This is a genomic window from Halobacillus sp. ABH2_015 (genome assembly GCF_056158945.1).
Genome location: NZ_JBSWUG010000002.1, coordinates 3,734,344 through 3,759,610 on the forward strand (window position 1 = coordinate 3,734,344; position 25,267 = coordinate 3,759,610).

Below are 25,267 nucleotides of genomic sequence, written 5' to 3' on the forward strand. Positions count from 1 at the left end.
TTGAACGAATCTGAGTCGAGTCCGCGAATAGGTCAAATTGTTCGTATTGTGCAGGGGCGTGAGGCAGGACAGTACGCAGTGGTGATCGGTGTGCTGGATGGCCGCTTTGTGCTGCTTGCCGACGGAGAGAAACGTAAGTATGATCGACCAAAGAAAAAGAATCTGCAGCACGTTGAGCTTATGGATTTCATCTCTCCGGAAGTCCGGGACAGCCTTCTGGAAACTGGTCGGGTCACAAATGGCAAGCTTCGATTTGCCGTAGCAAAATATGTCAATGAAGCAGTGACTGATTTGAAGAAGGGAGATCAACTCGATGGCGAAAGACGATGTAATTGAAGTAGAAGGGACCGTCGTTGAAACCTTACCGAACGCTCAGTTCAAGGTTGAACTTGAAAACGGTCATACCGTTCTTGCTCATGTTTCCGGTAAAATTCGCATGCACTTTATCCGAATCTTACCTGGGGACAAAGTAACGGTAGAACTTTCTCCTTATGATTTGACAAAAGGACGTATTACGTACCGTTATAAATAAAACTCCGATCTTAAAGGAGGTATGGATGATGAAGGTAAGGCCTTCTGTAAAACCAATTTGCGAAAAATGCAAAGTCATCAAACGTAAAGGTAAAGTCATGGTTATCTGTGAAAACCCTAAGCATAAACAAAAACAAGGTTAATCTTAAAGGAGGTGCACGTAACTTATGGCACGTATTGCAGGTGTAGATATTCCCCGCGACAAGCGCGTGGTTGTTTCATTAACTTATGTCTATGGTATCGGTAAATCCCTTGCTGCAGACATCCTGGCTGATGCTGGTGTATCTGAGAGTACCCGCGTTCGCGATCTTACAGAAGACGAACTAGGTAAGATCCGTCAAGCTGTTGAACAGCACAACGTAGAGGGTGATCTTCGTCGTGAGAACTCTCTAAACATTAAGCGTCTGATTGAAATCGGTTCTTACCGTGGAATCCGTCACCGTCGTGGTCTTCCACTTCGCGGACAAAAGACGAAGAACAACTCCCGTACACGTAAAGGTCCACGTCGTACAGTAGCTAACAAACGTAAATAATAATTAATACAAAGGAGGTAAACTCATCCTATGGCACGTAAAGGAAACACTCGCAGTCGTAAACGCCGCGTGAAAAAGAATATAGAGACGGGTATGGCTCATATCCGTTCTACATTCAACAACACAATCGTAACGATCACTGATGTCCAAGGTAATGTTATCAGCTGGAGCAGTGCAGGTTCTCTTGGTTTCAAAGGTTCCCGTAAATCTACTCCATTCGCTGCACAAATGGCTTCCGAAGCAGCAGCGAAAGATGCTATGGACAACGGCATGAAAACTCTTGAAGTTACAGTAAAAGGTCCTGGTGCAGGTCGTGAAGCTGCGATCCGTTCACTACAGGCAGCAGGTCTTGATATTACGGCAATCCGTGACGTAACTCCAGTACCACACAATGGTTGCCGCCCACCAAAACGTCGTCGCGTATAATAAGTTCTGAATAGAATTTGTCACCCTGTCTATAATGGGTTATGATAGCTTTTAAATCAGCACCGCAGTAGACAGAGCCATTAAGCAGTTATCTTATATCGGGACTGCCTACCTGAGGAATTTCGGTTAGACCTGTCGTCTAACCGGGGTTTCGACGTTTTGAAGGAGGGTTTTGAGTAAATGATCGAAATTGAAAAGCCAAAGATTGAAACGGTCGAGATCAGCGATGAGTCTACTTTTGGTAAGTTCGTCGTAGAACCGCTAGAACGTGGATATGGTACAACTCTAGGGAACTCCTTGCGTCGTATCCTATTATCCTCACTTCCCGGATCTGCTGTCACTTCTGTTCAAATTGACGGTGTACTTCATGAGTTTTCCACGATTGAAGGCGTCGTTGAAGACGTAACAACTGTTATTTTGAACCTGAAGAAACTAGCTTTGAAAGTTTATTCTGACGAAGAGAAGACTTTAGAAATTGATGTGCAGGGTGAAGGCAAGGTTACCGCGGCTGATATTACGCATGATAGTGACGTTGAAGTTCTAAATCCAGATCTTCATATCGCTACACTCGACAGCAATTCCAGCTTCCGTGCTCGCATTACAGCAGAACGCGGTCGAGGATATCGTCCGGCTGAAGGAAATAACCATGAGGATCTACCCATCGGCGTGATTCCCGTTGACTCTATTTTCACACCGGTTTCCCGTGTGACGTATCAAGTAGAGAATACTCGAATCGGTCAAACATCTAATTTTGATAAATTGACATTGGATGTTTGGACGGATGGCAGCATTCGTCCAGAAGAGGCGATCTCTCTTGGAGCTAAAATTTATATGGAGCACCTCAATATTTTCGTCGGCCTTACTGATGAAGCTCAAAAAGCTGAAATCATGGTCGAGAAAGAAGAGGACCAAAAAGAAAAAGTTCTTGAAATGACGATCGAGGAACTTGACCTTTCCGTTCGTTCCTACAACTGCTTGAAGCGCGCAGGTATCAACACTGTGCAGGAGCTTGCCAACAAGTCTGAAGAAGACATGATGAAGGTGCGCAACCTTGGCCGCAAGTCACTTGAAGAAGTGAAGCATAAACTGAACGAACTAGGTCTTGGACTAAGAAAAGACGATTGATAGAACACATCTAAGAGATCCAGTTAAGGGAGGGATTATCAATGGCTAGAAAACTAGGACGTACTACAGATCAGCGCATGGCTTTGCTTCGCGGCTTGGCAACTGACCTGATCGTACACGAACGTTTGGAAACAACAGAAGCTAAAGCGAAAGAGCTTAAGTCTGTTGTAGAAAAAATGATTACACTAGGTAAACGCGGCGATCTTCATGCCCGTCGTCAAGCGGAAGCATTCCTATATAATGCACAAGCTGATGAGGAAGGAGAGCAGACTGCACTGCAGAAGCTATTCTCTGACATCGGCCCACGCTACGAGGACCGTCAAGGTGGTTACACTCGCGTATTGAAGCTTGGCGAGCGTAAAGGTGATGGAGCTAAAATGGCAATCATCGAACTAGTATAATGATTACCATCGGGGTAAAAGGGCAGGAGTGAATCTCATTATGAGGTTACATCCAGCCCTTTTTTTATACTTTTTTATACCGATGCGGGAATACCTCCCGTTATGAAAGGGAAATTCTCTTTATAACGGGGAATGGTGTCATATTTCCCGGGAAATCGTCAGCTGAGCAGAGGAGGAACAGAGATGGGAGAGAGACAAGTCGAGTTCCGGAACGTATCTTTTCGCTACCAGGAGGACATGCCCTGGGTGTTGAGGAACGTAAGCTTTACAATCGGACCGGATGAATGGGTGGCTGTAATCGGTCATAACGGCTCAGGAAAGTCGACCATAGCGAAATTAATGAATGGACTGCTGTTTCCACAGGAAGGGGAAATCCTGGTAGATGGGATGCCCGTCAACGAAGAAACCATCTGGGATGTTAGAAAACAGGTAGGCATGGTCTTTCAAAATCCGGACAACCAGTTTGTCGGGACTACTGTGAAAGATGATGTCGCTTTTGGTATGGAGAATCACGGCATGCCCAGGGAGTTGATGCTTGAAAGGATCAAAGAGAGCCTCTCAGCCGTAGGGATGGCTGATTATGAGCAGCAGGAACCGCACCGTCTGTCAGGCGGACAGAAGCAGCGGGTAGCTATCGCGAGTGTCCTTGCCGTGTCACCGAAGTTCATCATTCTTGATGAGGCCACTGCTATGCTCGACCCGAAAGGGCGCAAGGAAATTATGAACACGGTCCACCGCGTTCAGGAAGAACGGGACCTGTCCCTGATTACCATCACTCATGATCTGCATGAGGTTACTCAGTCTTCCAGGGTGATTGTCATGAATAAGGGAGAGGTTTGGATGCAGGGATCTCCTAGAGACGTATTTTCCAAAAAAGAACACTTACAAGAAATTGGCTTGGATACTCCATTTGTTAGTAAATTGGCCGACCACCTGAAAGCAGAGGGTGTGCCGCTTACCCGTGAGCCATTGAATCACCAGGAGTTGTTGGAGGAATTATGGACATCACGTTCGATCATGTAAGTTATACGTACCAGCCGAATACACCATTCGAACACAGAGCTTTGGATGATTTGTCCTTTACCATCCAATCCGGTTCTTTTGTAGCGGTCATCGGTCACACCGGGTCAGGTAAATCCACATTGATTCAACACCTGAACGGGCTGCTTCAGCCGACAGAAGGGCAGGTGCAGGTGGGCCCGTATACGATGGCAGCCGGGCAGAAAAACAAACAGCTGATGAAGCTTCGGGAAAACGTCGGCGTCGTGTTCCAGTATCCTGAGCACCAGTTGTTTGAAGAAACTGTGGAAAAAGACATCGGCTTCGGTCCGCAGAATTTCGGAGTTGGACAGGACGAAATCAAACGCCGGACGAAAGAAGCGGTCCAGGCGGTAAAACTGCCGGAAGAGCTTCTGGAACGCTCTCCCTTTGATTTAAGCGGAGGACAGATGCGCCGCGTTGCCATATCCGGTGTTCTCGCCATGGCTCCTGAAGTGCTTGTGTTGGATGAACCGACCGCCGGACTTGATCCGAACGGGCGTAAGGAAATCATGGATATGTTTTATCACCTGCATCAGGATAAGGGTCTTACAACCGTGCTTGTAACCCACAGTATGGAGGATGCTCTTGCCTATGCCGATCATATTATCATCATGAATCAAGGGAAGGTTTACAGGGAAGGGTCCCCGCTGGAGATTTTTAAGCAGCAGCAGGCACTGGAAGATGTGCAGCTGGATGTACCGGAAGTCGTTTCCTTTTTGAAAATGGCCCGGGATTACGGCCTTGATCTTGAATACGAAGGCCAGACGATAGCGGAGTTAGCAAAGGAAATAGCCCTGAAAGTGAAGGGGGGCGGCGATCATGAGTAGTTCCCTGATTATCGGTCAATACATTCCATCGGATTCTGTTATTCACCGCCTGGATCCCCGCTCCAAAATCGCTGTCATCTTTTTTTATGTCGTGATCGTCTTTTTTGCTAACTCTGTTATGAGTTATGGGGTGCTCGCCTTGTTCGCTCTGTCGAGTGCTGTTTTATCGAAAGTTCCATTTTCCTACATCATGAAGGGATTGAAGCCGGTCTGGTTCCTGGTCATCTTCACGTTTCTCCTTCACTTGTTCGTGACAAGGGAAGGGGAGGTTGCGTTCAGCCTGTTCGGCTGGGCGGTTTATGAGGAAGGGTTGATCCAGGGGGCAGCGATTTCCCTGAGGTTCTTCCTGTTGATTCTCGTTACCTCCCTGTTGACGTTGACGACGACGCCGATTGAGATTACCGATGCCATTGAGGAGCTGCTGGGTCCTTTGAAAAAAGTGAAATTCCCTGTCCATGAACTGGCGCTGATGATGTCGATCTCCCTGCGTTTCATCCCAACATTGATGCAGGAGACAGAAAAGATATCCAAGGCACAGGCCTCAAGAGGTGTAGACTTCCGCACAGGCGCTTTTAAAGACCGTGTGAAGGCCGTTGTACCTCTGCTGGTCCCTTTGTTCGTCAGTGCCTTTAAACGCGCAGAGGAGCTCGCTATGGCGATGGAAGCGCGTGGGTATCAAGGGGGCGAAGGAAGAACGAAGCTGAGAGAATTAAAACTGGAGCGGAGGGACTGGCTGCTCTTTGCTGTTTTCATTCTGCTGGCCGCAGCTCTCTTCCTGACCCGTTCATGATCGGAGGTGCTGGGTATGAATCGTATACGTATGACCATCGCCTATGATGGCACCGGTTACGCAGGCTATCAGGTTCAGCCGAATGGCGGCACGATTCAGGCAGAGCTTGAGAAGGCTTTAAAAAAGATTCATAAAGGAAATACCGTAAAGGTGACGGCTTCGGGCAGAACCGATGCCCGTGTGCATGCTGTCGGGCAGGTGATTCATTTTGATACACCGCTTGAGATTCCCGTCAGTAACTGGCGGCGGGCGCTGAACTCCATGCTGCCGGATGACATTCAGGTGAAAGAAGCTGAGCAGCCGTCCGGTGGTTTTCATGCCAGGTATGATACAACCGGAAAAGAATACCGGTATTTTGTGAGGAATCACCCTGATCCAGATCTTTTCCGCCGTCACTACACTTCTCACGTCAAAGCTCCCCTTGACATCACAGCTATGAAAAAGGCGTGCGGCTATATCGAAGGAGAGCATGATTTTACATCCTTCTGTTCACCGAAGACAGATCTGAAGGGGAGCAAGGTACGCACGATTTTCAAAGCGGATGTAGAAAGTCGTGGAGAAGAAGTGGTGTTCACCTTTAAGGGATCCGGATTTTTATATAATATGGTAAGGATTCTTGTCGGCACACTTCTCGAAATAGGAAAAGGAGAGCGTGCCCCGGAGGATATTCCTGTTATCTTAAAAGCCCGCACACGGGAAGCGGCAGGCCGGACGGCTCCTCCTCAAGGGTTGTTCCTATGGAAGGTCGATTATTAAGAGGTTCTGAACAATTTCCATTCATTGGGTCCTCTGTCTCAGAAAAAAACAACGAATCCAGGTGTGCATTCCCTTGACACATGAATATAGAGTGTTATATTATATTCTATGGCATTTTATTTCTGTACCACGGTTAGCCCCGGAAAACTAATCGTACTTTGAGATAAATGATAAAGCAGTTAATCAGTCTATGTGATAATAAAACATTTCAGGAGGGAAACCGATATGCGCACAACTTTCATGGCAAATGAAAACAACGTTGAACGTAAATGGTATGTTGTGGATGCTGCAGGGCAGACACTCGGCCGTTTAGCGAGCGAAGTTGCTGCGATCCTTCGCGGTAAGAACAAACCAACATACACACCACACGTTGACACTGGTGACCACGTCATCATCATCAATGCTGGTGAGATCGAACTAACAGGTAACAAAATCAACGATAAGGTTTACTATCGTCACTCCAACCACCCTGGTGGTCTGAAGTCCCGTACGGCTAACGAAATGCGTACGAAATATCCAGAGCAGATGCTTGAACTTGCTGTTAAAGGCATGCTTCCAAAAGGAAGTCTTGGACGTAAAATGGGCAAGAAACTTCATGTATTTGCAGGATCTGAGCACAAACATGAAGCACAACAACCAGAAGTTTACGAACTTCGCGGATAATTAAAGGAGGTAATCTAGTGGCACAAGTACAATACTCCGGTACTGGTCGTCGTAAGAGCTCAACAGCTCGTGTACGTCTTGTTCCAGGAACTGGTCGTGTAGTAGTTAACAAACGTGATGCTGAAGACTTTTTCCCATATGAAACCCTTCGTATGATTCTTAAACAGCCTCTTGCTGTAACAGAAACTGAAGGTAACTATGATGTCTACGTAAACGTAGACGGCGGTGGATTCACAGGACAAGCAGGAGCAATCCGTCACGGTATCGCCCGTGCATTGCTTAAAGCTGACCCAGAATACCGTACACCACTTAAACGCGCAGGTCTATTGACTCGTGACGCACGTATGAAAGAGCGTAAGAAATACGGTCTTAAAGGTGCCCGTCGCGCGCCACAATTCTCCAAGCGTTAAGTTTTGGACGATCCGAAAGACTCCCGACCATTATGGTCGGGAGTCTTTTTTTTGCTTTCCTATACGTTCAGGGTGTATCCTCCAGTTCCTGCGTTCAGTTTCCAAGCTGGTAGCTGAGGTTGACCTGCTCATATTTTTGTCTCTTGTCCCATACAATGATTCAGGGGAAGTACAAGGGAGTGTGAGCGATTGTGAGTCGACGATTGAAGACCTTTTTGTGGCTGGCTGGTGTGATTGTCCTTGTGTGCATGGTTTCCTATCCGATTCAGGAAGTGAAGGATGCATGGACGGTTTGGTCATCGCCGCTTTCCGGAAAAGTGATCGTTCTTGACCCGGGACATGGCGGTCCGGATGGTGGGGCGATAGGCGGGGATGGTACAGAGGAAAAAATCATCACCCTGAAGATGGCGGAATACCTGCAGGATTACCTCCAGCAGGCAGGGGCCCTTGTATATATGACGAGGTACGAAGATGCTGATCTTGCTTCGGAGGGAACATCCGGTCTTTCCAGGAGGAAATCGGAAGATATACGTAATAGAGTGGAGTTTATCGAAGAAAAAGAAGCGGACTTATACTTAAGTCTGCATTTGAATGCCATTCCATCTGATAAGTGGAGCGGGGCACAGACGTTTTATTATCCGGAAAGCGAGGAAAGTGAATATCTCGCCAAGTTCATTCAAGCTGAAATACAATCCAACATGGGCAATACAAAGCGCGAGGCTCTCGGGCTCAGCAATATCTATATCCTGAAGCATGCACAGGCTCCCGGCGCCCTTGTAGAGGCGGGGTTTTTGTCCAACGACCGTGAACGGGAACTGTTGAAATCAGACGATTATCAAAGGCAGATGGCTGCTTCGATCTATCAAGGGGTGCTGCGTTTTGTCACGGAACGGGATTTCCCTGAGGAAAATGGATCGTGAGCAAATCACTTAGAAAGCGTTTCATGTATGTTATACTACAGGAAACGATCATTTTCTAAGGATGGTGAACCGGCTTGTTGACACAAGAGAAAGTACTAGAAATCCTGAACCCTATTCAAGATCCATTTTTACATAAAACACTGGAAGAAACCGGTGGAGTGGAAGAAGTAAAAATCAAGGAAGAAAAAAATCATGTCAGCGTGAAGATTCTGATTGGAAAGACGAATACAGCGGAGCAGATGGAACTGCAACAGACCATCGTCAATGCCCTGAAAAGCGGGGGAGCGGCGACAGTCGGTCTTCGTTTTGATCAGCTTCCGGATGAGGTTATTCAGAAATTACAGCCGGCCGATCAGCAGTCGGAGGATGCCTCTTTACTGAGCGGCAATACGAATACAAAGTTCATTTCCATCGCCAGCGGTAAAGGCGGGGTGGGTAAATCAACCGTAACGGTGAACCTTGCCGTAGCCTTAACACGTCTTGGGAAGAAAGTCGGCATCATTGATGCGGATATCTATGGTTTCAGTGTTCCGGATATGATGGGCGTGGAAGAGCGTCCGGTCGTCCGCGGGGAAAAAATCATTCCTGTTGAACGATTTGGAGTGAAAGTCGTTTCCATGGGTTTCTTTGTGGAAGATAACTCTCCGATCATCTGGCGTGGACCGATGCTTGGAAAAATGCTGACAAGCTTCTTTAAGGAAGTGGAGTGGGGAGACCTTGACTACCTGCTTCTAGATCTGCCGCCTGGTACGGGAGATGTAGCGCTGGATGTCCATTCGATGCTTCCTTCTTCCAAGGAAATCATCGTAACGACCCCGCACCCGACAGCTGCTTTCGTAGCCGCGCGTGCTGGTCAGATGGCGATTAAGACGGAACACGAGATTCTTGGTGTTGTGGAGAACATGGCTTACTTTGAAAGTAAAGAAACAGGAAACAAAGAGTTCATCTTCGGCCGTGGAGGCGGAGTGAAGCTTGCGGATACGCTGCAGACAGCTGTACTTGGCCACGTGCCACTTCAACAGCCATATGAGGAAGAAGAAGTCTTTGCTCCTTCTGTTTATCAGTCCGATCACCCGATCGGTGTCATTTATCGGAATATGGCCGCTAAAGTCATTGATAAATATTAATAAAAACCACGCGTCCCTTCACGGGGCGCGTGATTTTTTATAGACTTAACCGCTTTGTCCTTCTTCGCCGCCACTTTCAGATTGACTTCCGCCACTCTGCTGGCCGCTTTCCTCGGAATCGCCGCCTTGTTCTTCCCCGCTTTTCATTTCCTCTGCGGCTTTTAACAGTGTTTCAGTCATTTTTGCCTGGAAGACAGGACTATTCAACGTTTCCTCGATGGTGGTCTCCAAGTGTGCCTTGAACTTCTGTCCCTGCATGACAGTTACCATCTGCTCCATCATTTCAGGGTTTTTATAAATATCGATCATCAACTTCTGATATTCTGCATCTTTCATGAGCCCTTTCATCAATTCTTTCTGCTGATCCTCCAGAACTTTGCTGAATTCCTGGACGAACGCAGGGTCTGAAAAAAGCTTGCTCCAAAAAGCTTTACCTTCTTCAGATATCAACGTCTGCTGGACAGCTTGAGAGACGACTTCGGACTCTAAAGCCATGGACTGCTGCATCTCCTCATCGGAAAGGACTTCAGTCATCGCCTTTTTTCCATCATCGGACTTGAGGATATCGACCATCATTTTCTTGGTGGTATCGTAGTCCGCCTGTTCACTTGCTCCTGATGAACCATTACAAGCGGCCAGGAAAACAAGAACGAGAACGGGCAGCAATATACGGAGTCTGGACATCATTGCATGTCCCCTTTCTTATGTTCTCCATAGCCTTACTATTCGCGTTTCGACAAATTTTATACGTTCGGAGGCAAAGAGACAGGCTTCATGATAAAATACGGGGAGAAAGTTTTTGTACATATAGGGGGAGCGCTTGTGAACAGTCGTAAATGGGTACAGTTATTTTTATCAACGTTATGGATCGGCGGCGGGGTGACCCTGGCGGCCAGTTTCTTTTTTAAATTTGATTCGTACGCCGAGTTTTGGCAGCCCTTTCAATTATTTGAGCTGTTCGGTCTGCTTTTATTTTTTGCGGGTATGGGCTTTATATTCAGTATCATCAGTCAAATGGGTTTCTTCGCCTATTTGACCGTCAATCAATTTGGAAAGGGCCTGTTCCGTTCTGTATGGACACCGGTACAGCTGTTTTTAATTGCCTTTACTCTTTTTGATTTGGTGTATTTTCGATATCAGGCAGCTGAAAATGGGGCATCTGTCTGGGGATATGTCGTGACAGCGGCTGTGCTTTTGGTTCTATCGCTGATTGTTGCTTACATTAAAACAAAAGAGACAAATACCCATGCATTTATCCCCGCCCTATTCTTTATGGTTGTCGTTACAACGGTGGAATGGGTGCCGGCACTTAGAGCGGCAGGGAGTGATTATGTATGGTTGATGGTCATTCCTTTATTTATCTGCAATGCCTATCAGCTTCTTCTGCTGCATCGCCTTACGGGGCCTGCCCGTAGTGAAAATGCCTGACAAAAGCCGCCGTATCCTACGGCGGCTTCCTTTTATTATTGGATCTGACTCGTCCTGGCTTCGCCGCCACTTGCTAATTCGGTGATACTGACGAAGGAAAAGCCTTTTTGTTTCAATCCGGGGATAATGACCTCAAGGGCTTTAGGCGTCTGTTTGACCGAATCGGAAGCATGCATAACAATGATATCTCCTTTAGAGCTTTCGTTTAACACGGCATCGATGATGGCATTGGTGCCTGGATTTTCCCAGTCCCTTGGATTCAAACTCCACTGGACGGCCTGCAAATCATTTTGTTCGATGGTTTTTAACACTTCTTTATTCATATGACCATGCGGGGGCCGGATCCATTGCATGTCTTCAAAGCCAAGCTTGGCAAACACCTCATCTGCCTTTTTCAAATCGCCGGCTACCTGGTCTGGTTCTTTCTCAAGGTAGCTCTCATATGTGTAGCCCATCATCCCGATTTCATGTTTTCCTTCTTGAATGGTTTTGACGATATCCGGGTGTCTCTCCGCCCATTCTCCGCTCAGGAAGAATGTAGCCTGGACTTGGTGGGCTTCCAGCTGCTTTAACACTTCATTGACCTTTTCCGTTCCCCAGCTGATGTTAAAGGTCAGCGCGATATGGTCCTGATCGCTGCTCCCTTGTGTAAGAGCGCGCGGCTCCCCATTATTAGAGAAAGCGGGCAGCTGCTCCCAGCGGCCGATCCACAGGGCGAAAGCACAAAATAAAGCAAGAAGAGCGATAATGCCGTAACGCTTAAGTCTTTCTGTTTTCCACGTGTAAAAGCTCATGGATCGACTTCCTTTCCTACCAATATGTTCTATACATATGAAAAAGCGGACAACCTATGCTAAAAACAATGAAATTAGGGTAGAAATAAATAGAGTCGTTTATCAGGGAGGTACTTTCAGATGCATGGGTTAATTATCAATGAACAGGAGCGTCGTGAAATAGAGTACTTATTAAAGCGGGAAATGGAAGAGATCACTTTTGATATGGGTGATCACCGGATTGATCAGGGAATGAAGCAGGCGATGGAAGAAAGGTATGAAGTGCTTTTTCAGATCTTCCGACGCTTTGCCGCAAGGGAAGAATGCCTGCAGTATATGCCAAGGAAAAAGAAGCAGAACTAACAGCTCGATAAATCCTGTCATCCGCACAGGATTTTTTTATTAAAAAAACATTAAAAAGTATTGCATTTGTTTTTTAACCTGTGCTATATTATTAAACGTTGTCGGGAAACAAAACGACTTGCCAAGCAGTATGAAATTGAATTGAAATTGATTTGAAAAAGTTGTTGACACTGCTTCCCACAAATGATAAATTATTACTTGTCGCCGAAAACGACAGCCAAACGCTTTCTCAACTTCATGAAAAAAGTTGTTGACATGAAAAACAACACATGTTAAGATGATTAAGTCGCTGTTTTCGAACGGCCGACAACATTTGATCTTTGAAAACTGAACGAACCAACCAGTACGTCAAAATATTTCTTCTTTAATGAAGGAATTTGAAACAAGCACATTCGGTGTGCAGATGAGCAAGTCAAACTACTTTTATGGAGAGTTTGATCCTGGCTCAGGACGAACGCTGGCGGCGTGCCTAATACATGCAAGTCGAGCGCGGGAAGCGAGCGGATCCCTTCGGGGTGAAGCTCGTGGAACGAGCGGCGGACGGGTGAGTAACACGTGGGCAACCTGCCTGTAAGATCGGAATAACCCCGGGAAACCGGGGCTAATGCCGGGTAATACTTTTCTTCGCATGAAGATAAGTTGAAAGATGGCTTCTCGCTATCACTTACAGATGGGCCCGCGGCGCATTAGCTAGTTGGTGAGGTAACGGCTCACCAAGGCAACGATGCGTAGCCGACCTGAGAGGGTGATCGGCCACACTGGGACTGAGACACGGCCCAGACTCCTACGGGAGGCAGCAGTAGGGAATCTTCCGCAATGGACGAAAGTCTGACGGAGCAACGCCGCGTGAACGATGAAGGTCTTCGGATCGTAAAGTTCTGTTGTCAGGGAAGAACAAGTACCGTGCGAATAGAGCGGTACCTTGACGGTACCTGACGAGGAAGCCCCGGCTAACTACGTGCCAGCAGCCGCGGTAATACGTAGGGGGCAAGCGTTGTCCGGAATTATTGGGCGTAAAGCGCGCGCAGGCGGTTCCTTAAGTCTGATGTGAAAGCCCACGGCTCAACCGTGGAGGGTCATTGGAAACTGGGGAACTTGAGGACAGAAGAGGAGAGTGGAATTCCACGTGTAGCGGTGAAATGCGTAGATATGTGGAGGAACACCAGTGGCGAAGGCGACTCTCTGGTCTGTTTCTGACGCTGAGGTGCGAAAGCGTGGGTAGCAAACAGGATTAGATACCCTGGTAGTCCACGCCGTAAACGATGAGTGCTAGGTGTTAGGGGGCTTCCACCCCTTAGTGCTGAAGTTAACGCATTAAGCACTCCGCCTGGGGAGTACGGCCGCAAGGCTGAAACTCAAAGGAATTGACGGGGGCCCGCACAAGCGGTGGAGCATGTGGTTTAATTCGAAGCAACGCGAAGAACCTTACCAGGTCTTGACATCCTTGGACCTCCCTAGAGATAGGGATTTCCCTTCGGGGACCAAGTGACAGGTGGTGCATGGTTGTCGTCAGCTCGTGTCGTGAGATGTTGGGTTAAGTCCCGCAACGAGCGCAACCCCTAATCTTAGTTGCCAGCATTCAGTTGGGCACTCTAAGGTGACTGCCGGTGACAAACCGGAGGAAGGCGGGGATGACGTCAAATCATCATGCCCCTTATGACCTGGGCTACACACGTGCTACAATGGATGGTACAAAGGGCAGCGAAGCCGCGAGGTGTAGCAAATCCCATAAAACCATTCTCAGTTCGGATTGCAGGCTGCAACTCGCCTGCATGAAGCCGGAATCGCTAGTAATCGCGGATCAGCATGCCGCGGTGAATACGTTCCCGGGCCTTGTACACACCGCCCGTCACACCACGAGAGTTGGCAACACCCGAAGTCGGTGAGGTAACCTTTTTGGAGCCAGCCGCCGAAGGTGGGGCCAATGATTGGGGTGAAGTCGTAACAAGGTAGCCGTATCGGAAGGTGCGGCTGGATCACCTCCTTTCTAAGGATATTACGGAAACGTACTGTGTTGGTTGTTCAGTTTTGAGAGATCAAACTATGAAAATAGCATGTTCTCCATTATTGAATGGGCCTGTAGCTCAGCTGGTTAGAGCGCACGCCTGATAAGCGTGAGGTCGGTGGTTCAAGTCCACTCAGGCCCACCATTCAAAAATGGGGCCTTAGCTCAGCTGGGAGAGCGCCTGCTTTGCACGCAGGAGGTCAGCGGTTCGATCCCGCTAGGCTCCACCATTTAAATGTTCCATAAAACACAAGCGTTCATGTTGTGTTTTATATGTAACCTTAAAATGAATTGAACCTTGAAAACTGGATAAGGAATTATGACTCATCTATCGATGAGATCATGATGACAAGACATCTAATTGATTTATATAAACGTCTTTTCACGAAGATAGTTAAGTGAATAAGGGCGCACGGTGGATGCCTTGGTACTAGGAGCCGATGAAGGACGGGACTAACACCGATATGCTCCGGCGAGCCGTAAGCAGGCTTTGACCCGGAGATTTCCGAATGGGGAAACCCACTGTTCGTAATGGGACAGTATCCTATACTGAATACATAGGTATAGGAAGGCAGACCCGGGGAACTGAAACATCTAAGTACCCGGAGGAAGAGAAAGCAAACGCGATTTCCCAAGTAGCGGCGAGCGAAACGGAATCAGCCCAAACCAGAAAGCTTGCTTTCTGGGGTTGTAGGACACTCCTTTGGAGTTATCAAGGAGGAAGATAGACGAATCGATCTGGAAAGATCAGCCGAAGAGGGTAACAGCCCTGTAGTCGAAATCTTCCTCTCTCCGGAGTGGATCCTGAGTACGGCGGAACACGAGGAATTCCGTCGGAATCCGGGAGGACCATCTCCCAAGGCTAAATACTCCCTAGTAACCGATAGTGAACCAGTACCGTGAGGGAAAGGTGAAAAGCACCCCGGAAGGGGAGTGAAATAGAACCTGAAACCGTGTGCCTACAAGTAGTCGGAGCCCGTTAATGGGTGACGGCGTGCCTTTTGTAGAATGAACCGGCGAGTTACGACCGTATGCGAGGTTAAGCAGCAGAAGCGGAGCCGCAGCGAAAGCGAGTCTGAACAGGGCGAGTGAGTATGCGGTCGTAGACCCGAAACCGTGTGATCTACCCATGTCCAGGGTGAAGGTCAGGTAACACTGACTGGAGGCCCGAACCCACGTAAGTTGAAAATTACGGGGATGAGGTGTGGGTAGGGGTGAAATGCCAATCGAACACGGAGATAGCTGGTTCTCTCCGAAATAGCTTTAGGGCTAGCCTCAGAATAGAAAGTCATGGAGGTAGAGCACTGATTGGACGAGGGGCCCCTATCGGGTTACCGAATTCAGTCAAACTCCGAATGCCATAGACTTTGTTCTGGGAGTCAGACCGTGGGTGATAAGGTTCATGGTCGAGAGGGAAACAGCCCAGACCGCCAGCTAAGGTCCCAAAGTGTGTGTTAAGTGGAAAAGGATGTGGAGTTGCTTAGACAACCAGGATGTTGGCTTAGAAGCAGCCATCATTCAAAGAGTGCGTAATAGCTCACTGGTCGAGTGACTCTGCGCCGAAAATGTACCGGGGCTAAACACACCACCGAAGCTGCGGATTGATCTTATGATCAGTGGTAGGAGAGCGTTCTAAGTGCTGCGAAGTCAGACCGTAAGGACTGGTGGAGCGCTTAGAAGTGAGAATGCCGGTATGAGTAGCGAAAAAAGAGTGAGAATCTCTTTCACCGAATGCCTAAGGTTTCCTGAGGAAGGCTCGTCCTCTCAGGGTTAGTCGGGACCTAAGCCGAGGCCGAAAGGCGTAGGCGATGGACAACAGGTTGATATTCCTGTACCACCTCCTTTCCGTTTGAATGACGGGGGGACGCAGGAGGATAGGGAGAGCGTGCCATTGGATGTGCACGTCCAAGCAGTGAGACGGTCGGAATAGGCAAATCCGTCCGACAACGTCAAGCTGTGATGGGGAGGGAACTATAGTACCGAAGCTCCTGATTTCACACTGCCAAGAAAAGCCTCTAATGAGGAAAGAGGTGCCCGTACCGCAAACCGACACAGGTAGGCGAGGAGAGTATCCTAAGGTGAGCGGGAGAACTCTCGTTAAGGAACTCGGCAAAATGACCCCGTAACTTCGGGAGAAGGGGTGCTCCTCTGCCGAGGAGCCGCAGTGAAAAGGCCCAAGCGACTGTTTACCAAAAACACAGGTCTCTGCGAAGCCGTAAGGCGAAGTATAGGGGCTGACACCTGCCCGGTGCTGGAAGGTTAAGGGGATGCGTTAGCTTATGCGAAGCGTTGAACCGAAGCCCCAGTAAACGGCGGCCGTAACTATAACGGTCCTAAGGTAGCGAAATTCCTTGTCGGGTAAGTTCCGACCCGCACGAAAGGTGCAACGACTTGGGCACTGTCTCAACGAGAGACCCGGTGAAATTATACTATGTGTGAAGATGCACATTACCCGCGACAGGACGGAAAGACCCCGTGGAGCTTTACTGCAGCCTGATATTGAATGTTGGTACAGCTTGTACAGGATAGGTAGGAGCCTTGGAAACCGGAGCGCCAGCTTCGGTGGAGGCGCTGGTGGGATACTACCCTTGCTGTACGGACATTCTAACCCAGGACCGTAATCCGGTCCGGAGACAGTGTCAGGTGGGCAGTTTGACTGGGGCGGTCGCCTCCTAAAGAGTAACGGAGGCGCCCAAAGGTTCCCTCAGAATGGTTGGAAATCATTCGCAGAGTGTAAAGGCACAAGGGAGCTTGACTGCGAGACCTACAAGTCGAGCAGGGACGAAAGTCGGGCTTAGTGATCCGGCGGTACCGTATGGAAGGGCCGTCGCTCAACGGATAAAAGCTACCCCGGGGATAACAGGCTTATCTCCCCCAAGAGTCCACATCGACGGGGAGGTTTGGCACCTCGATGTCGGCTCATCGCATCCTGGGGCTGTAGTCGGTCCCAAGGGTTGGGCTGTTCGCCCATTAAAGCGGTACGCGAGCTGGGTTCAGAACGTCGTGAGACAGTTCGGTCCCTATCCGTCGTGGGCGTTGGAAATTTGAAAGGAGCTGTCCTTAGTACGAGAGGACCGGGATGGACACACCGCTGGTGTACCAGTTGTTCCGCCAGGAGCATCGCTGGGTAGCTACGTGTGGTCGGGATAAGTGCTGAAAGCATCTAAGCATGAAGCCCCCCTTGAGATGAGATTTCCCTCTGCTTCGAGCAGATAAGATCCCTCAGAGACGATGAGGTTGATAGGTCCGAGGTGGAAGCGTGGTGACACGTGGAGCTGACGGATACTAATGGATCGATGACTTATCTATATGAAGAAGGCGAAAGCGACTGGTCAAATCCGACTGGCTAAGCAAACATTCGTAAAGGCTGTGTTTTTCAGTCTTGAAGAAGGTGTGCTTAGAACAGCGAGGATTTAGGAGCTGCAGCCGGACTGAACTTCGTGAATGATGTTTCATCAATAGTTGTTTCCTTATCCAGTTTTGAGGGTTCACCTCAAACTTTATATCGATGTGGTGGTGAAGGCGAAGAGGTCACACCTGTTCCCATGCCGAACACAGCAGTTAAGCTCTTCAGCGCCGATGGTAGTCGGGTTTACCCCCGTGAGAGTAGGACGCTGCCACATTGATTCTCTTTCCTTATTGTTTTGAAGACTTTTATGATTCCAACGTAGCTCAGTGGTAGAGCAATCGGCTGTTAACCGATCGGTCGTAGGTTCGAATCCTACCGTTGGAGCCACTTGCTTCCATAGCTCAGTGGTAGAGCACTTCCATGGTAAGGAAGGGGTCGCCGGTTCAAATCCGGCTGGAAGCTCTGAAGGTTTTGTACGACTGGCCCGTTGGTCAAGTGGTTAAGACACCGCCCTTTCACGGCGGTAACACGGGTTCGAATCCCGTACGGGTCACCAATATGGAGGATTAGCTCAGCTGGGAGAGCACTTGCCTTACAAGCAAGGGGTCGCAGGTTCGATCCCTGCATCCTCCACCATATTTTAGCCGGCCTAGCTCAACTGGCAGAGCAACTGATTTGTAATCAGTAGGTTGGGGGTTCAAGTCCTCTGGCCGGCACCACTTTTCAAGTGGAGGGATAGCGAAGTTGGCCAAACGCGGCGGACTGTAAATCCGCTCCCATCGGGTTCGTAGGTTCGAGTCCTACTCCCTCCACCATTTTTATTTTATTGTTTCATAAGAAGCTGACTTAATCATCAGCTATTTTTTATGAAAAAATTCCACATGATTGTATAATATTCTTAAGTTGGTTATACTAATTTTGTACTTGTTGGGCCATAGCCAAGCGGTAAGGCAACGGTTTTTGGTACCGTCATGCGCTGGTTCGAATCCAGCTGGCCCAGCCATATTTCCTTTAAGAATAAGACTACCATGTGTTGAGCATATTCCATATATTGAGCGCATTGCTCATAAAAAACGAGTATCATTCTTCATAGGAGCCATTAGCTCAGCTGGTAGAGCATCTGACTTTTAATCAGAGGGTCGAAGGTTCGAATCCTTCATGGCTCATCTCTTTTTCGCGGGAGTAGTTCAGTGGTAGAACACCACCTTGCCAAGGTGGGGGTCGCGGGTTCGAATCCCGTCTCCCGCTCCATATGGGGCCTTAGCTCAGCTGGGAGAGCGCCTGCTTTGCACGCAGGAGGTCAGCGGTTCGATCCCGCTAGGCTCCACCATTACATAGAACCAAATAGATCCTGGCGATCTTTTATACGATAGAAAGTCTGACATAGAACTTGTCAGGCTTTTTTTATATCTGGTGATCGTTGTTTTGGCAGGCAGCTTGTAAACATGCATGATTACCACTATAAGGCAGTAAATAACGTATATATATACACAATGATGTCCAGTTGAGTCATCTTTAATAAAACGGATACAATGAAAATAGTGTAAAAAGGAGGAACTTTAATGAATAAACAGCTTTCAGTAATCGGAGTACCCATGGATCTTGGTCAAATGCGCAGAGGAGTCGATATGGGTCCAAGTGCTATCCGGTATGCAGGGATGGTTGAACGTCTAGAGCAGTTGAGTTATACCATTGAAGATCTAGGAGACATTGAGATTCCTCGTCCGAAGCATCAGACGGATGTAAAGCATGATAACCTCAGGAACCTTCACGAAATAGCTGAAGGAACGAGCAGACTGGCTGAAGCGGTCGATCAGGTCATCGAAAACAACCGTTTCCCTCTTGTATTAGGAGGAGATCACAGTATTGCTATGGGGACTCTTGCAGGAGTCGCAAAACACTACAATAATCTCGGAGTGATCTGGTATGACGCTCACGGGGATTTAAATACAGCGGACAGTTCACCGTCCGGAAATATTCATGGCATGCCGCTGGCAGCAAGTCTGGGGATCGGGCATGAAAAGCTTACGGGTATCCATGGCTATTCTCCTAAGATTAAGCCTGAGAACATTGTCATCATCGGTGCCCGCTCTCTGGATGAAGGAGAGAAAGTACTGATTAAGGAGCAGGGAATTAAAGTCTATACGATGCATGAAGTGGATCGTATGGGGATGACTAAAGTCATTGAAGAAGCTGTGGACTATTTGAAGGACAGGACAGACGGCGTGCACCTCAGCCTTGATCTGGACGGTCTGGACCCGAATGATGCGCCGGGTGTCGGGACACCTGTTATGGGCGGCCTGAGCTATCGGGAAAGTCATCTGGCTATGGAGATGCTTCATCAATCGGAAATGATTACCTCCGCAGAATTTGTGGAAGTCAATCCTATCCTCGATGAAAAAAATAAAACCGCCGGCGTAGCGGTCGGTTTGATGGGTTCTTTATTTGGAGAAACTCTGAAATAAGTTCGATCATTAACAGTAACCTGCTTTACTTAAGGCGGGTTGCTGTTTTTTATATTGTACTTCGTCATATTCATTAAGAAGCTGATCCAGCTTAACGCTCACTTTGACAACTTCGGGGGATGTTAAGTGATGGAGGCGGGCTAAACGGCTCATTTCCAAACGACAAGCTTCGATTTCTTCCGTCAACGAAGTCACTCGCGTCATGTTTTGTAGTCCTCCTAAGAAATTTTTTACATTTACAGCTTTATATCCGATACTAAAAAAAGTTAAACTTATATTTAGGAAAAAGATATATATTTTTTTATATGTTTTTTTGAAACTTTGAGGCGAGGTCATCCGTAAAGGATATCGACCGCACATATAGCGGAGGTATAACAAATGGAAACCATGATAAAACAGAAAATAAAACAAGTGAAAAAGGGAGATCAGGCAGCATTTGAAGACATTGTTTCTTTTTATCAGAACAAGGTCTATCATATATGTCTGCGGATGATCGGGAACTCATACGAAGCTGAAGATCTTGCACAGGAAGCATTTATCCGGGCCTATACAAACCTCCACACGTTTGATGAGCGGCGCAAATTCTCAACATGGCTCTATAGAATAGCCACCAACTTATCGATCGACCGCATTCGGAAGAAGAAGCCGGACTATCACCTCGATGCTGAAGTGAAGGGCACGGATGGACTGGATATGTACTCTCAGCTGGCTGCAGACCAGGCACTGCCTGAGGAAGAGGTCGAAAGCCTTGAGCTGCAGACGTACATCCATAAGGAAATCCTTGCTCTGCCTCCGAAATATCGGAGCGTGATTGTTCTGCGGTATTTGGATGAGTTAGCTCTCCAGGAAATCGCCGAAGTTCTTGATATTCCCGTAGGGACGGTGAAGACAAGGGTGCACAGAGGAAGGGAAGCACTAAGAAAACGGCTTCGCCATGTATGAAGGAGTTGAGAGGGAATGAATTGCAGTAAAGAAGCCATTACACTCATGCATAAGTATTTAGACGGCGAATTAAACACAGAGGAAGAACGACGACTGAGAGATCACCTGCAGAGCTGTCCGTCCTGCCAGAGCCATTTTCATGAATTGAAGCGGACGACTACGCTGATTACCAATACATCTCCAGTTTCTGCACCGCCTCGGTTCACGGCAAATGTGATGAACAGTCTTCCAAAGCAGAAAAAACGGAGAAATTATATACGCCGGCTGCAGCAGCATCCGATTCTGACCGCCGCTGCTGTATTCTTTATTCTCATGTTCAGTGGCATTTTCACAGCATGGAATCAGGATCAGCAGGTAACGGTATCCAAACAGGAAAACCTTGAAATCAGAGAGCACACGGTGATTGTACCGGATGGTGTCACGGTTAAGGGGGACCTTGTCGTTCGAAACGGAGACCTGCGGATTGACGGGGCTGTCGATGGAAATGTGACCATCATTAACGGAGACATCCTGGAAGGAACATCCGGGGACCAGGGATCAGGGGAACTGAACCGTTCTGATCTCAGAGCCTACTCAGGGGAATTGACCGAAGTGAACCAGATTTATGAATGGGTTTGGTATCATACGAAACAAACCGTGTCAGATATTTTCTCCTTCGGGTCCGAACAAGAAGACTAAAGGCAGGATGACATAGGTCATTCTGTCTTTTTTTTGGGTATGATAAGATCAGGACAGGTTCTGATATATTCAAAAAAACTTATGTGATATAATGGTAAATGTGAATTTTTCAGATTTATTTTATTTAAAAGGAAGTGTAGGCATGCTTGATGGGGGACTGGATGTTTTAGATTACCTGCTGATAACTGTGGATATCGCCCTTGTCTGGTTTGTTGTATATAAATTAATCATGCTGATCCAAGGGACGAAGGCGGTCCAGCTTCTAAAAGGAATCTTCATTATCCTGGGGATATGGCTGCTGAGTAATTTATTTGGACTAACCACACTGCGATGGCTCATGTCACAGGCCATCACCTGGGGTTTCCTTGCTATTATCATCCTATTCCAGCCGGAGCTGAGAAGGGCTCTGGAACAGCTCGGGCGGGGAAGCTTTTTCAGCAGGAATTCGTCAGAGGAAGAAGATACGGAAAAAACACTGCAGGCAATCATTAAATCCTGCAACTATATGGCCAAGCGCAGAATCGGAGCCTTGATTACGATCGAGCGCGATACGGGCATGGGAGACTATGTGGAGACAGGGATCCGGGTTAATGGACATTTATCCAGTGAGCTGCTCACCAACATATTCATACCGAATACACCGCTTCATGATGGAGCCGTCATACTTAAAAATGATGAAATCGTAGCTGCTGCCTGTTATCTTCCGTTGTCGGAGAGTCCTTTTATCTCGAAGGAACTTGGAACACGGCACCGGGCGGCGATGGGAATCAGTGAAGTGACAGATGCGCTGACAATTGTTGTATCTGAGGAGACCGGGGCGATTTCCTGTACGAAAAATGGTGAGCTGCACCGCGAGCTCGATCAGGTGAAGCTCGAGGAAATGCTGCGTACAGAGCTTGATTACTCTGCTCCTGCCGTTAAAAGCTGGAACTGGAGGGGGAAAAAGAATGGATAATTGGTTTAAAAGTGTATGGTTTATCCGGATTATCTCCCTTCTTTTAGCCGGTCTGCTCTGGGTGACGGTCAATGTCGATAACAACATGGATTCTGACTCGCTGTTTTTTAATGAGACATCGTCGGAATCTGAAACGATGGAAAACATTCCACTTGAAATCCGCTTTGACAGTGAAGAATATGTGGTCAGCGGGATCCCTCAGGATGTGACCGTGACGGTCGAGGGTCCAGCGGGAGCTGTAGCCCCTGTTTCACGTCAGAAGAACTTCAACGTATTTGTCGACTTGAATGACCTTGGACCTGGAACCCATGAGGTATCCCTCCAGCATTCAGGAATCAGCAGCCAGCTGGCTGTTTCCCTTGAACCGAAAATTATTGAAGTGGAAATTGAAGAAAAAACGACCGAAAATTATGATGTAAGCATCGATTATGCAAATGAGAACAATCTGGACACCAGCCTGGAGCTTGGAACACCGGAAGTCTCTCCGGCTCAGGTGGAGATTACAGGCGCAGCATCGGTCGTTGAACGGGTAGCTTCTGTAAGAGCCATCGTTGATGTGGGCGCAGCTGAAGATACCGTTGAGCAGGGAGAAGCCCCTGTAAAGGTTTACGACAATCAGGGCAATGAACTGAACGTTCTTGTAGAGCCTGCGGCTGTTGATGTAAGCGTCCCTGTATCCAAACGAACGAAAGAGGTCCCTGTGACGCCGGAAGCAAGCGGCGGTACTCAGGAAGGGGTTCTGATTGAAGAAGTAACAACGGAAGTCGAAAATGTAACGTACCAGGGCCCTGAAGAGGTCCTGGCCGGTATTGAAGAACCTGTTGAAATTCCAGTGGATGTTACAGAAGTGACCGAAGATCAGGTGGTTGACGTTGATGTACCCCTGCCGGACGGCACGACAGCCGTATCACCGGAAACGATTGAAGTCACCATTGACGTCCTTGATGATCAGCAGGGAGAGTAAACCAGAATAATTATACTTAATTGATATGCATAGGACAGAAAGAGAGGTTCGTTGAAAATGGGTAAATATTTCGGAACAGACGGCGTTCGTGGGATCGCCAACAAAGAATTAACACCAGAACTGGCTTTTAAACTAGGACGTTACGGCGGTTATGTTGTAACCAAAGGGGTGGAACGTCCGAAAGTTTTAATCGGCCGTGATACTCGTATTTCCGGCGAAATGCTGGAAGGGGCACTTGCTGCTGGTCTTCTCTCTATTGGAGCGGAAGTGATGCGTCTCGGCGTCATCTCCACACCAGGGGTGGCCTTTTTGACCAAAGCGCTTCAGGCAGAGGCTGGAATTATGATTTCTGCTTCCCACAATCCAGTGGAAGACAACGGCATCAAATTCTTCGGTCCGGACGGCTTTAAGCTGACGGATGACCAGGAAGCGGAAATCGAAGCACTGATTGATGCAGAACAAGACGATCTTCCACGCCCATCCGGTGCGGATCTTGGTCAAATCAATGACTATTTTGAAGGCTGCCAGAAATACCTGCAGCACTTGAAGCAGACCGTGGATTATGATTTTGACGGCCTTCATATTGCGCTTGATTGTGCACACGGGGCGACGTCTTCACTCGCTTCTCATCTGTTTGCCGATCTGGAAGCGGATATTTCCTCCATCGGTTCGTCTCCGGACGGCCTGAATATTAATGCTGGGTTCGGGTCGACGCACCCGGAAGCTCTTCAGGCCCTTGTTAAAGAGAAAAAAGCGGATATCGGACTTGCTTTTGACGGCGATGGGGATCGTTTGATTGCTGTCGATGAGAAAGGAAATATTGTAGACGGCGACCGTATCATGTTCATCTGTGCCAAATATATGAATGAGAAAGGTCTCCTTAACCATTCTACAGTCGTATCCACTGTCATGAGTAACCTTGGATTTTATAAAGCTGTGGAAGCCAACGGCATTAAGAGTGATAAAACAGCTGTCGGCGACCGCTATGTGATGGAAGAAATGCGCCGTGGCGGCTACAACCTCGGTGGAGAGCAATCCGGACACATCATCTTCCTTGAACATAACACGACAGGGGACGGGATGCTTTCCGCTCTGCAGCTTGTAAACGTCGTTAAAGAGACAGGAAAGCCTCTCTCAGAGCTTGCTGCGGAGATGGAGAAGTTCCCACAGGTTTTGATAAATGTAAAAGTCATTGATAAAAACCGTGTACAGACTCACCCGCGCATTCAGGAAGCCATCCAGGCAGTGGAAGAGGAAATGGGAGACAGCGGCCGTGTCCTTGTCCGCCCTTCCGGAACAGAACCACTTGTGCGGATCATGGTGGAAGCTCCGACAGAAGAGCAATGTGAAACTTACTGTAACAAAGTCGTTGCAGTCGTTGAAGAAGAATTAGGTATGGAATAAAGCATGGACGCGCAGCTCTTCACAGGATAGGAGAGCTGCGCATATTCTATTACAAGGTCCTTACAATTCATGATCGCCTCTAATTTTTATTGACCTTTTTCACAAGGCTCAGGTAAAATATGACTTGTACTTGAAAAATCTGTCGAAATCCTTTTAATAGGGAAAAGCTAAGGGTAACAGATGAGAGAGGCTTTATTTTGAAACAGATAGGGAGGATAGAGGTCATCAATCATTAAAAGCGCCAGGACTGTGCAGATGGAACGTTTCTATGCGCAGTTGACGAGGTGGAGGTTCATCGAGCATTCGGCGGATGCCTCCCGGCTGTGACACTTCAGCCGTTGGTTCAGCTGTAAAACGGAAAGGCGACTTTTCGAACAATACGGCTGGATAA

27 protein-coding genes, 12 tRNA genes and 3 rRNA genes are annotated in these 25,267 nt (G+C 48.0%); 38 read left to right on the forward strand and 4 right to left on the reverse strand.

Annotated elements, in window-relative coordinates; all coding sequences use genetic code 11:
• From ACXAD6_RS19300 to ACXAD6_RS19370, 15 genes are all read left to right on the forward strand, one after another.
• Entirely contained in the window at positions 1-336 is a 336-nt protein-coding gene (locus tag ACXAD6_RS19300; RefSeq protein WP_474970246.1) for a KOW domain-containing RNA-binding protein, read from the forward strand.
• Positions 314-532, forward strand: coding sequence for a translation initiation factor IF-1 (gene infA, locus ACXAD6_RS19305; protein WP_027953399.1), 219 nt, complete (start codon positions 314-316; stop codon positions 530-532). The genes ACXAD6_RS19300 and infA overlap by 23 nt, the downstream gene beginning before the upstream one ends.
• A gap of 28 nt (positions 533-560) precedes the next feature.
• Positions 561-674, forward strand: a complete 114-nt coding sequence (gene rpmJ / locus ACXAD6_RS19310; RefSeq protein ID WP_002509257.1) for a 50S ribosomal protein L36 — start codon at positions 561-563, stop codon at positions 672-674.
• 24 nt (positions 675-698) lie between these two features.
• Positions 699-1,064, forward strand: a complete 366-nt coding sequence (gene rpsM, locus ACXAD6_RS19315) for a 30S ribosomal protein S13 (protein ID WP_474970247.1) — start codon at positions 699-701, stop codon at positions 1,062-1,064.
• A gap of 30 nt (positions 1,065-1,094) precedes the next feature.
• Positions 1,095-1,490, forward strand: coding sequence for a 30S ribosomal protein S11 (gene rpsK, locus ACXAD6_RS19320; RefSeq protein WP_027953397.1), 396 nt, complete (start codon positions 1,095-1,097; stop codon positions 1,488-1,490).
• A gap of 180 nt (positions 1,491-1,670) precedes the next feature.
• The gene (locus tag ACXAD6_RS19325; protein WP_474970248.1) at positions 1,671-2,615 is read left to right on the forward strand and encodes a DNA-directed RNA polymerase subunit alpha; all 945 of its coding nucleotides are present in this window, start codon (positions 1,671-1,673) and stop codon (positions 2,613-2,615) included.
• Between the two features lie 41 nt (positions 2,616-2,656).
• Positions 2,657-3,016: a 50S ribosomal protein L17 gene (gene rplQ, locus ACXAD6_RS19330; protein ID WP_027953395.1), complete on the forward strand. Its 360-nt coding sequence runs from the start codon at positions 2,657-2,659 to the stop codon at positions 3,014-3,016.
• A 183-nt stretch (positions 3,017-3,199) separates the two neighbouring features.
• Entirely contained in the window at positions 3,200-4,039 is an 840-nt protein-coding gene (locus ACXAD6_RS19335; RefSeq protein WP_474970249.1) for an energy-coupling factor ABC transporter ATP-binding protein, read from the forward strand.
• On the forward strand, positions 4,015-4,884 hold the full coding sequence (locus ACXAD6_RS19340; protein ID WP_474970250.1) for an energy-coupling factor ABC transporter ATP-binding protein: 870 nt from the start codon (positions 4,015-4,017) through the stop codon (positions 4,882-4,884). The genes ACXAD6_RS19335 and ACXAD6_RS19340 overlap by 25 nt, the downstream gene beginning before the upstream one ends.
• A complete protein-coding gene (locus ACXAD6_RS19345; protein ID WP_474970251.1) occupies positions 4,877-5,674 on the forward strand; it encodes an energy-coupling factor transporter transmembrane component T family protein in 798 nt (265 codons plus the stop codon). The genes ACXAD6_RS19340 and ACXAD6_RS19345 overlap by 8 nt, the downstream gene beginning before the upstream one ends.
• Positions 5,675-5,689: 15 nt before the next feature.
• Entirely contained in the window at positions 5,690-6,430 is a 741-nt protein-coding gene (truA, locus tag ACXAD6_RS19350) for a tRNA pseudouridine(38-40) synthase TruA (protein WP_474970252.1), read from the forward strand.
• A gap of 225 nt (positions 6,431-6,655) precedes the next feature.
• Complete coding sequence (gene rplM, locus ACXAD6_RS19355; RefSeq protein WP_474970253.1) at positions 6,656-7,093, forward strand: 50S ribosomal protein L13; 438 nt, start codon at positions 6,656-6,658, stop codon at positions 7,091-7,093.
• 17 nt (positions 7,094-7,110) lie between these two features.
• Positions 7,111-7,503, forward strand: a complete 393-nt coding sequence (gene rpsI / locus ACXAD6_RS19360) for a 30S ribosomal protein S9 (RefSeq protein WP_027953389.1) — start codon at positions 7,111-7,113, stop codon at positions 7,501-7,503.
• Between the two features lie 191 nt (positions 7,504-7,694).
• Complete coding sequence (cwlD, locus tag ACXAD6_RS19365; protein WP_474970254.1) at positions 7,695-8,423, forward strand: N-acetylmuramoyl-L-alanine amidase CwlD; 729 nt, start codon at positions 7,695-7,697, stop codon at positions 8,421-8,423.
• 74 nt (positions 8,424-8,497) lie between these two features.
• Positions 8,498-9,550, forward strand: coding sequence for an Mrp/NBP35 family ATP-binding protein (locus tag ACXAD6_RS19370; RefSeq protein ID WP_474970255.1), 1,053 nt, complete (start codon positions 8,498-8,500; stop codon positions 9,548-9,550).
• A gap of 45 nt (positions 9,551-9,595) precedes the next feature.
• On the opposite strand, the gene gerD is transcribed toward ACXAD6_RS19370, so the two are convergent.
• The gene (gene gerD / locus ACXAD6_RS19375; protein ID WP_474970256.1) at positions 9,596-10,234 is read right to left on the reverse strand and encodes a spore germination lipoprotein GerD; all 639 of its coding nucleotides are present in this window, start codon (positions 10,232-10,234) and stop codon (positions 9,596-9,598) included.
• 138 nt (positions 10,235-10,372) lie between these two features.
• Between gerD and ACXAD6_RS19380 the strand changes: the two genes are divergently transcribed.
• A complete protein-coding gene (locus ACXAD6_RS19380) occupies positions 10,373-10,978 on the forward strand; it encodes a KinB-signaling pathway activation protein (RefSeq protein ID WP_474970257.1) in 606 nt (201 codons plus the stop codon).
• Between the two features lie 35 nt (positions 10,979-11,013).
• Here the strand turns inward: ACXAD6_RS19380 and pdaB are convergent, their stop codons facing one another.
• On the reverse strand, positions 11,014-11,772 hold the full coding sequence (pdaB, locus tag ACXAD6_RS19385; RefSeq protein ID WP_474970258.1) for a polysaccharide deacetylase family sporulation protein PdaB: 759 nt from the start codon (positions 11,770-11,772) through the stop codon (positions 11,014-11,016).
• A 120-nt stretch (positions 11,773-11,892) separates the two neighbouring features.
• Here pdaB and ACXAD6_RS19390 point away from each other — a divergent pair, with 120 nt between their 5' ends.
• From ACXAD6_RS19390 to rocF, 17 genes are all read left to right on the forward strand, one after another.
• Complete coding sequence (locus ACXAD6_RS19390) at positions 11,893-12,114, forward strand: hypothetical protein (RefSeq protein ID WP_027953383.1); 222 nt, start codon at positions 11,893-11,895, stop codon at positions 12,112-12,114.
• Positions 12,115-12,536: 422 nt separating this feature from the next.
• Positions 12,537-14,101 (forward strand): 16S ribosomal RNA (locus ACXAD6_RS19395).
• Between the two features lie 86 nt (positions 14,102-14,187).
• A tRNA-Ile gene (locus ACXAD6_RS19400) sits at positions 14,188-14,264 on the forward strand.
• Between the two features lie 9 nt (positions 14,265-14,273).
• Positions 14,274-14,349: transfer RNA gene (locus ACXAD6_RS19405), tRNA-Ala, on the forward strand.
• A gap of 162 nt (positions 14,350-14,511) precedes the next feature.
• A 23S ribosomal RNA gene (locus tag ACXAD6_RS19410) occupies positions 14,512-17,428 on the forward strand.
• A gap of 200 nt (positions 17,429-17,628) precedes the next feature.
• Positions 17,629-17,742 (forward strand): 5S ribosomal RNA (gene rrf / locus ACXAD6_RS19415).
• Together the 16S, 23S and 5S rRNA genes with 12 tRNA genes alongside form the textbook arrangement of a ribosomal RNA operon.
• Positions 17,743-17,780: 38 nt before the next feature.
• Positions 17,781-17,855: transfer RNA gene (locus ACXAD6_RS19420), tRNA-Asn, on the forward strand.
• 3 nt (positions 17,856-17,858) lie between these two features.
• A tRNA-Thr gene (locus ACXAD6_RS19425) sits at positions 17,859-17,930 on the forward strand.
• Positions 17,931-17,949: 19 nt separating this feature from the next.
• Positions 17,950-18,024 (forward strand) — tRNA-Glu (locus ACXAD6_RS19430).
• Positions 18,025-18,028: 4 nt separating this feature from the next.
• A tRNA-Val gene (locus ACXAD6_RS19435) sits at positions 18,029-18,104 on the forward strand.
• Positions 18,105-18,111: 7 nt separating this feature from the next.
• Positions 18,112-18,187: transfer RNA gene (locus ACXAD6_RS19440), tRNA-Thr, on the forward strand.
• Between the two features lie 10 nt (positions 18,188-18,197).
• Positions 18,198-18,283, forward strand: a tRNA-Tyr gene (locus ACXAD6_RS19445).
• A gap of 113 nt (positions 18,284-18,396) precedes the next feature.
• Positions 18,397-18,471, forward strand: a tRNA-Gln gene (locus ACXAD6_RS19450).
• Between the two features lie 90 nt (positions 18,472-18,561).
• Positions 18,562-18,634: transfer RNA gene (locus ACXAD6_RS19455), tRNA-Lys, on the forward strand.
• Between the two features lie 10 nt (positions 18,635-18,644).
• Positions 18,645-18,719 (forward strand) — tRNA-Gly (locus tag ACXAD6_RS19460).
• 3 nt (positions 18,720-18,722) lie between these two features.
• A tRNA-Ala gene (locus ACXAD6_RS19465) sits at positions 18,723-18,798 on the forward strand.
• A 232-nt stretch (positions 18,799-19,030) separates the two neighbouring features.
• Positions 19,031-19,933 (forward strand): arginase, encoded by a 903-nt coding sequence (gene rocF, locus ACXAD6_RS19470; RefSeq protein ID WP_474970259.1) that lies wholly within the window; start codon positions 19,031-19,033, stop codon positions 19,931-19,933.
• 9 nt (positions 19,934-19,942) lie between these two features.
• On the opposite strand, the gene ACXAD6_RS19475 is transcribed toward rocF, so the two are convergent.
• Positions 19,943-20,137 (reverse strand): Spo0E family sporulation regulatory protein-aspartic acid phosphatase, encoded by a 195-nt coding sequence (locus tag ACXAD6_RS19475; protein WP_474970260.1) that lies wholly within the window; start codon positions 20,135-20,137, stop codon positions 19,943-19,945.
• Positions 20,138-20,311: 174 nt separating this feature from the next.
• Between ACXAD6_RS19475 and sigW the strand changes: the two genes are divergently transcribed.
• From sigW to glmM, 5 genes are all read left to right on the forward strand, one after another.
• Complete coding sequence (gene sigW / locus ACXAD6_RS19480; RefSeq protein ID WP_027953318.1) at positions 20,312-20,875, forward strand: RNA polymerase sigma factor SigW; 564 nt, start codon at positions 20,312-20,314, stop codon at positions 20,873-20,875.
• Positions 20,876-20,890: 15 nt separating this feature from the next.
• Positions 20,891-21,553, forward strand: coding sequence for a zf-HC2 domain-containing protein (locus tag ACXAD6_RS19485; protein ID WP_474970261.1), 663 nt, complete (start codon positions 20,891-20,893; stop codon positions 21,551-21,553).
• Positions 21,554-21,695: 142 nt separating this feature from the next.
• Complete coding sequence (gene cdaA, locus ACXAD6_RS19490) at positions 21,696-22,508, forward strand: diadenylate cyclase CdaA (protein WP_027953316.1); 813 nt, start codon at positions 21,696-21,698, stop codon at positions 22,506-22,508.
• A complete protein-coding gene (locus ACXAD6_RS19495) occupies positions 22,501-23,472 on the forward strand; it encodes a CdaR family protein (protein WP_474970262.1) in 972 nt (323 codons plus the stop codon). Before cdaA ends, ACXAD6_RS19495 begins: the two co-directional genes overlap by 8 nt.
• 57 nt (positions 23,473-23,529) lie before the next feature.
• Positions 23,530-24,876 carry a phosphoglucosamine mutase gene (glmM, locus tag ACXAD6_RS19500; RefSeq protein WP_474970468.1) on the forward strand — a complete coding sequence of 449 codons (1,347 nt, stop codon included), beginning with the start codon at positions 23,530-23,532 and terminating at the stop codon, positions 24,874-24,876.
• Positions 24,877-25,101: 225 nt separating this feature from the next.
• Here glmM and ACXAD6_RS19505 read toward each other — a convergent pair whose 3' ends face one another.
• Positions 25,102-25,254: a hypothetical protein gene (locus tag ACXAD6_RS19505; RefSeq protein WP_474970263.1), complete on the reverse strand. Its 153-nt coding sequence runs from the start codon at positions 25,252-25,254 to the stop codon at positions 25,102-25,104.
• Positions 25,255-25,267 lie beyond the last annotated feature (13 nt).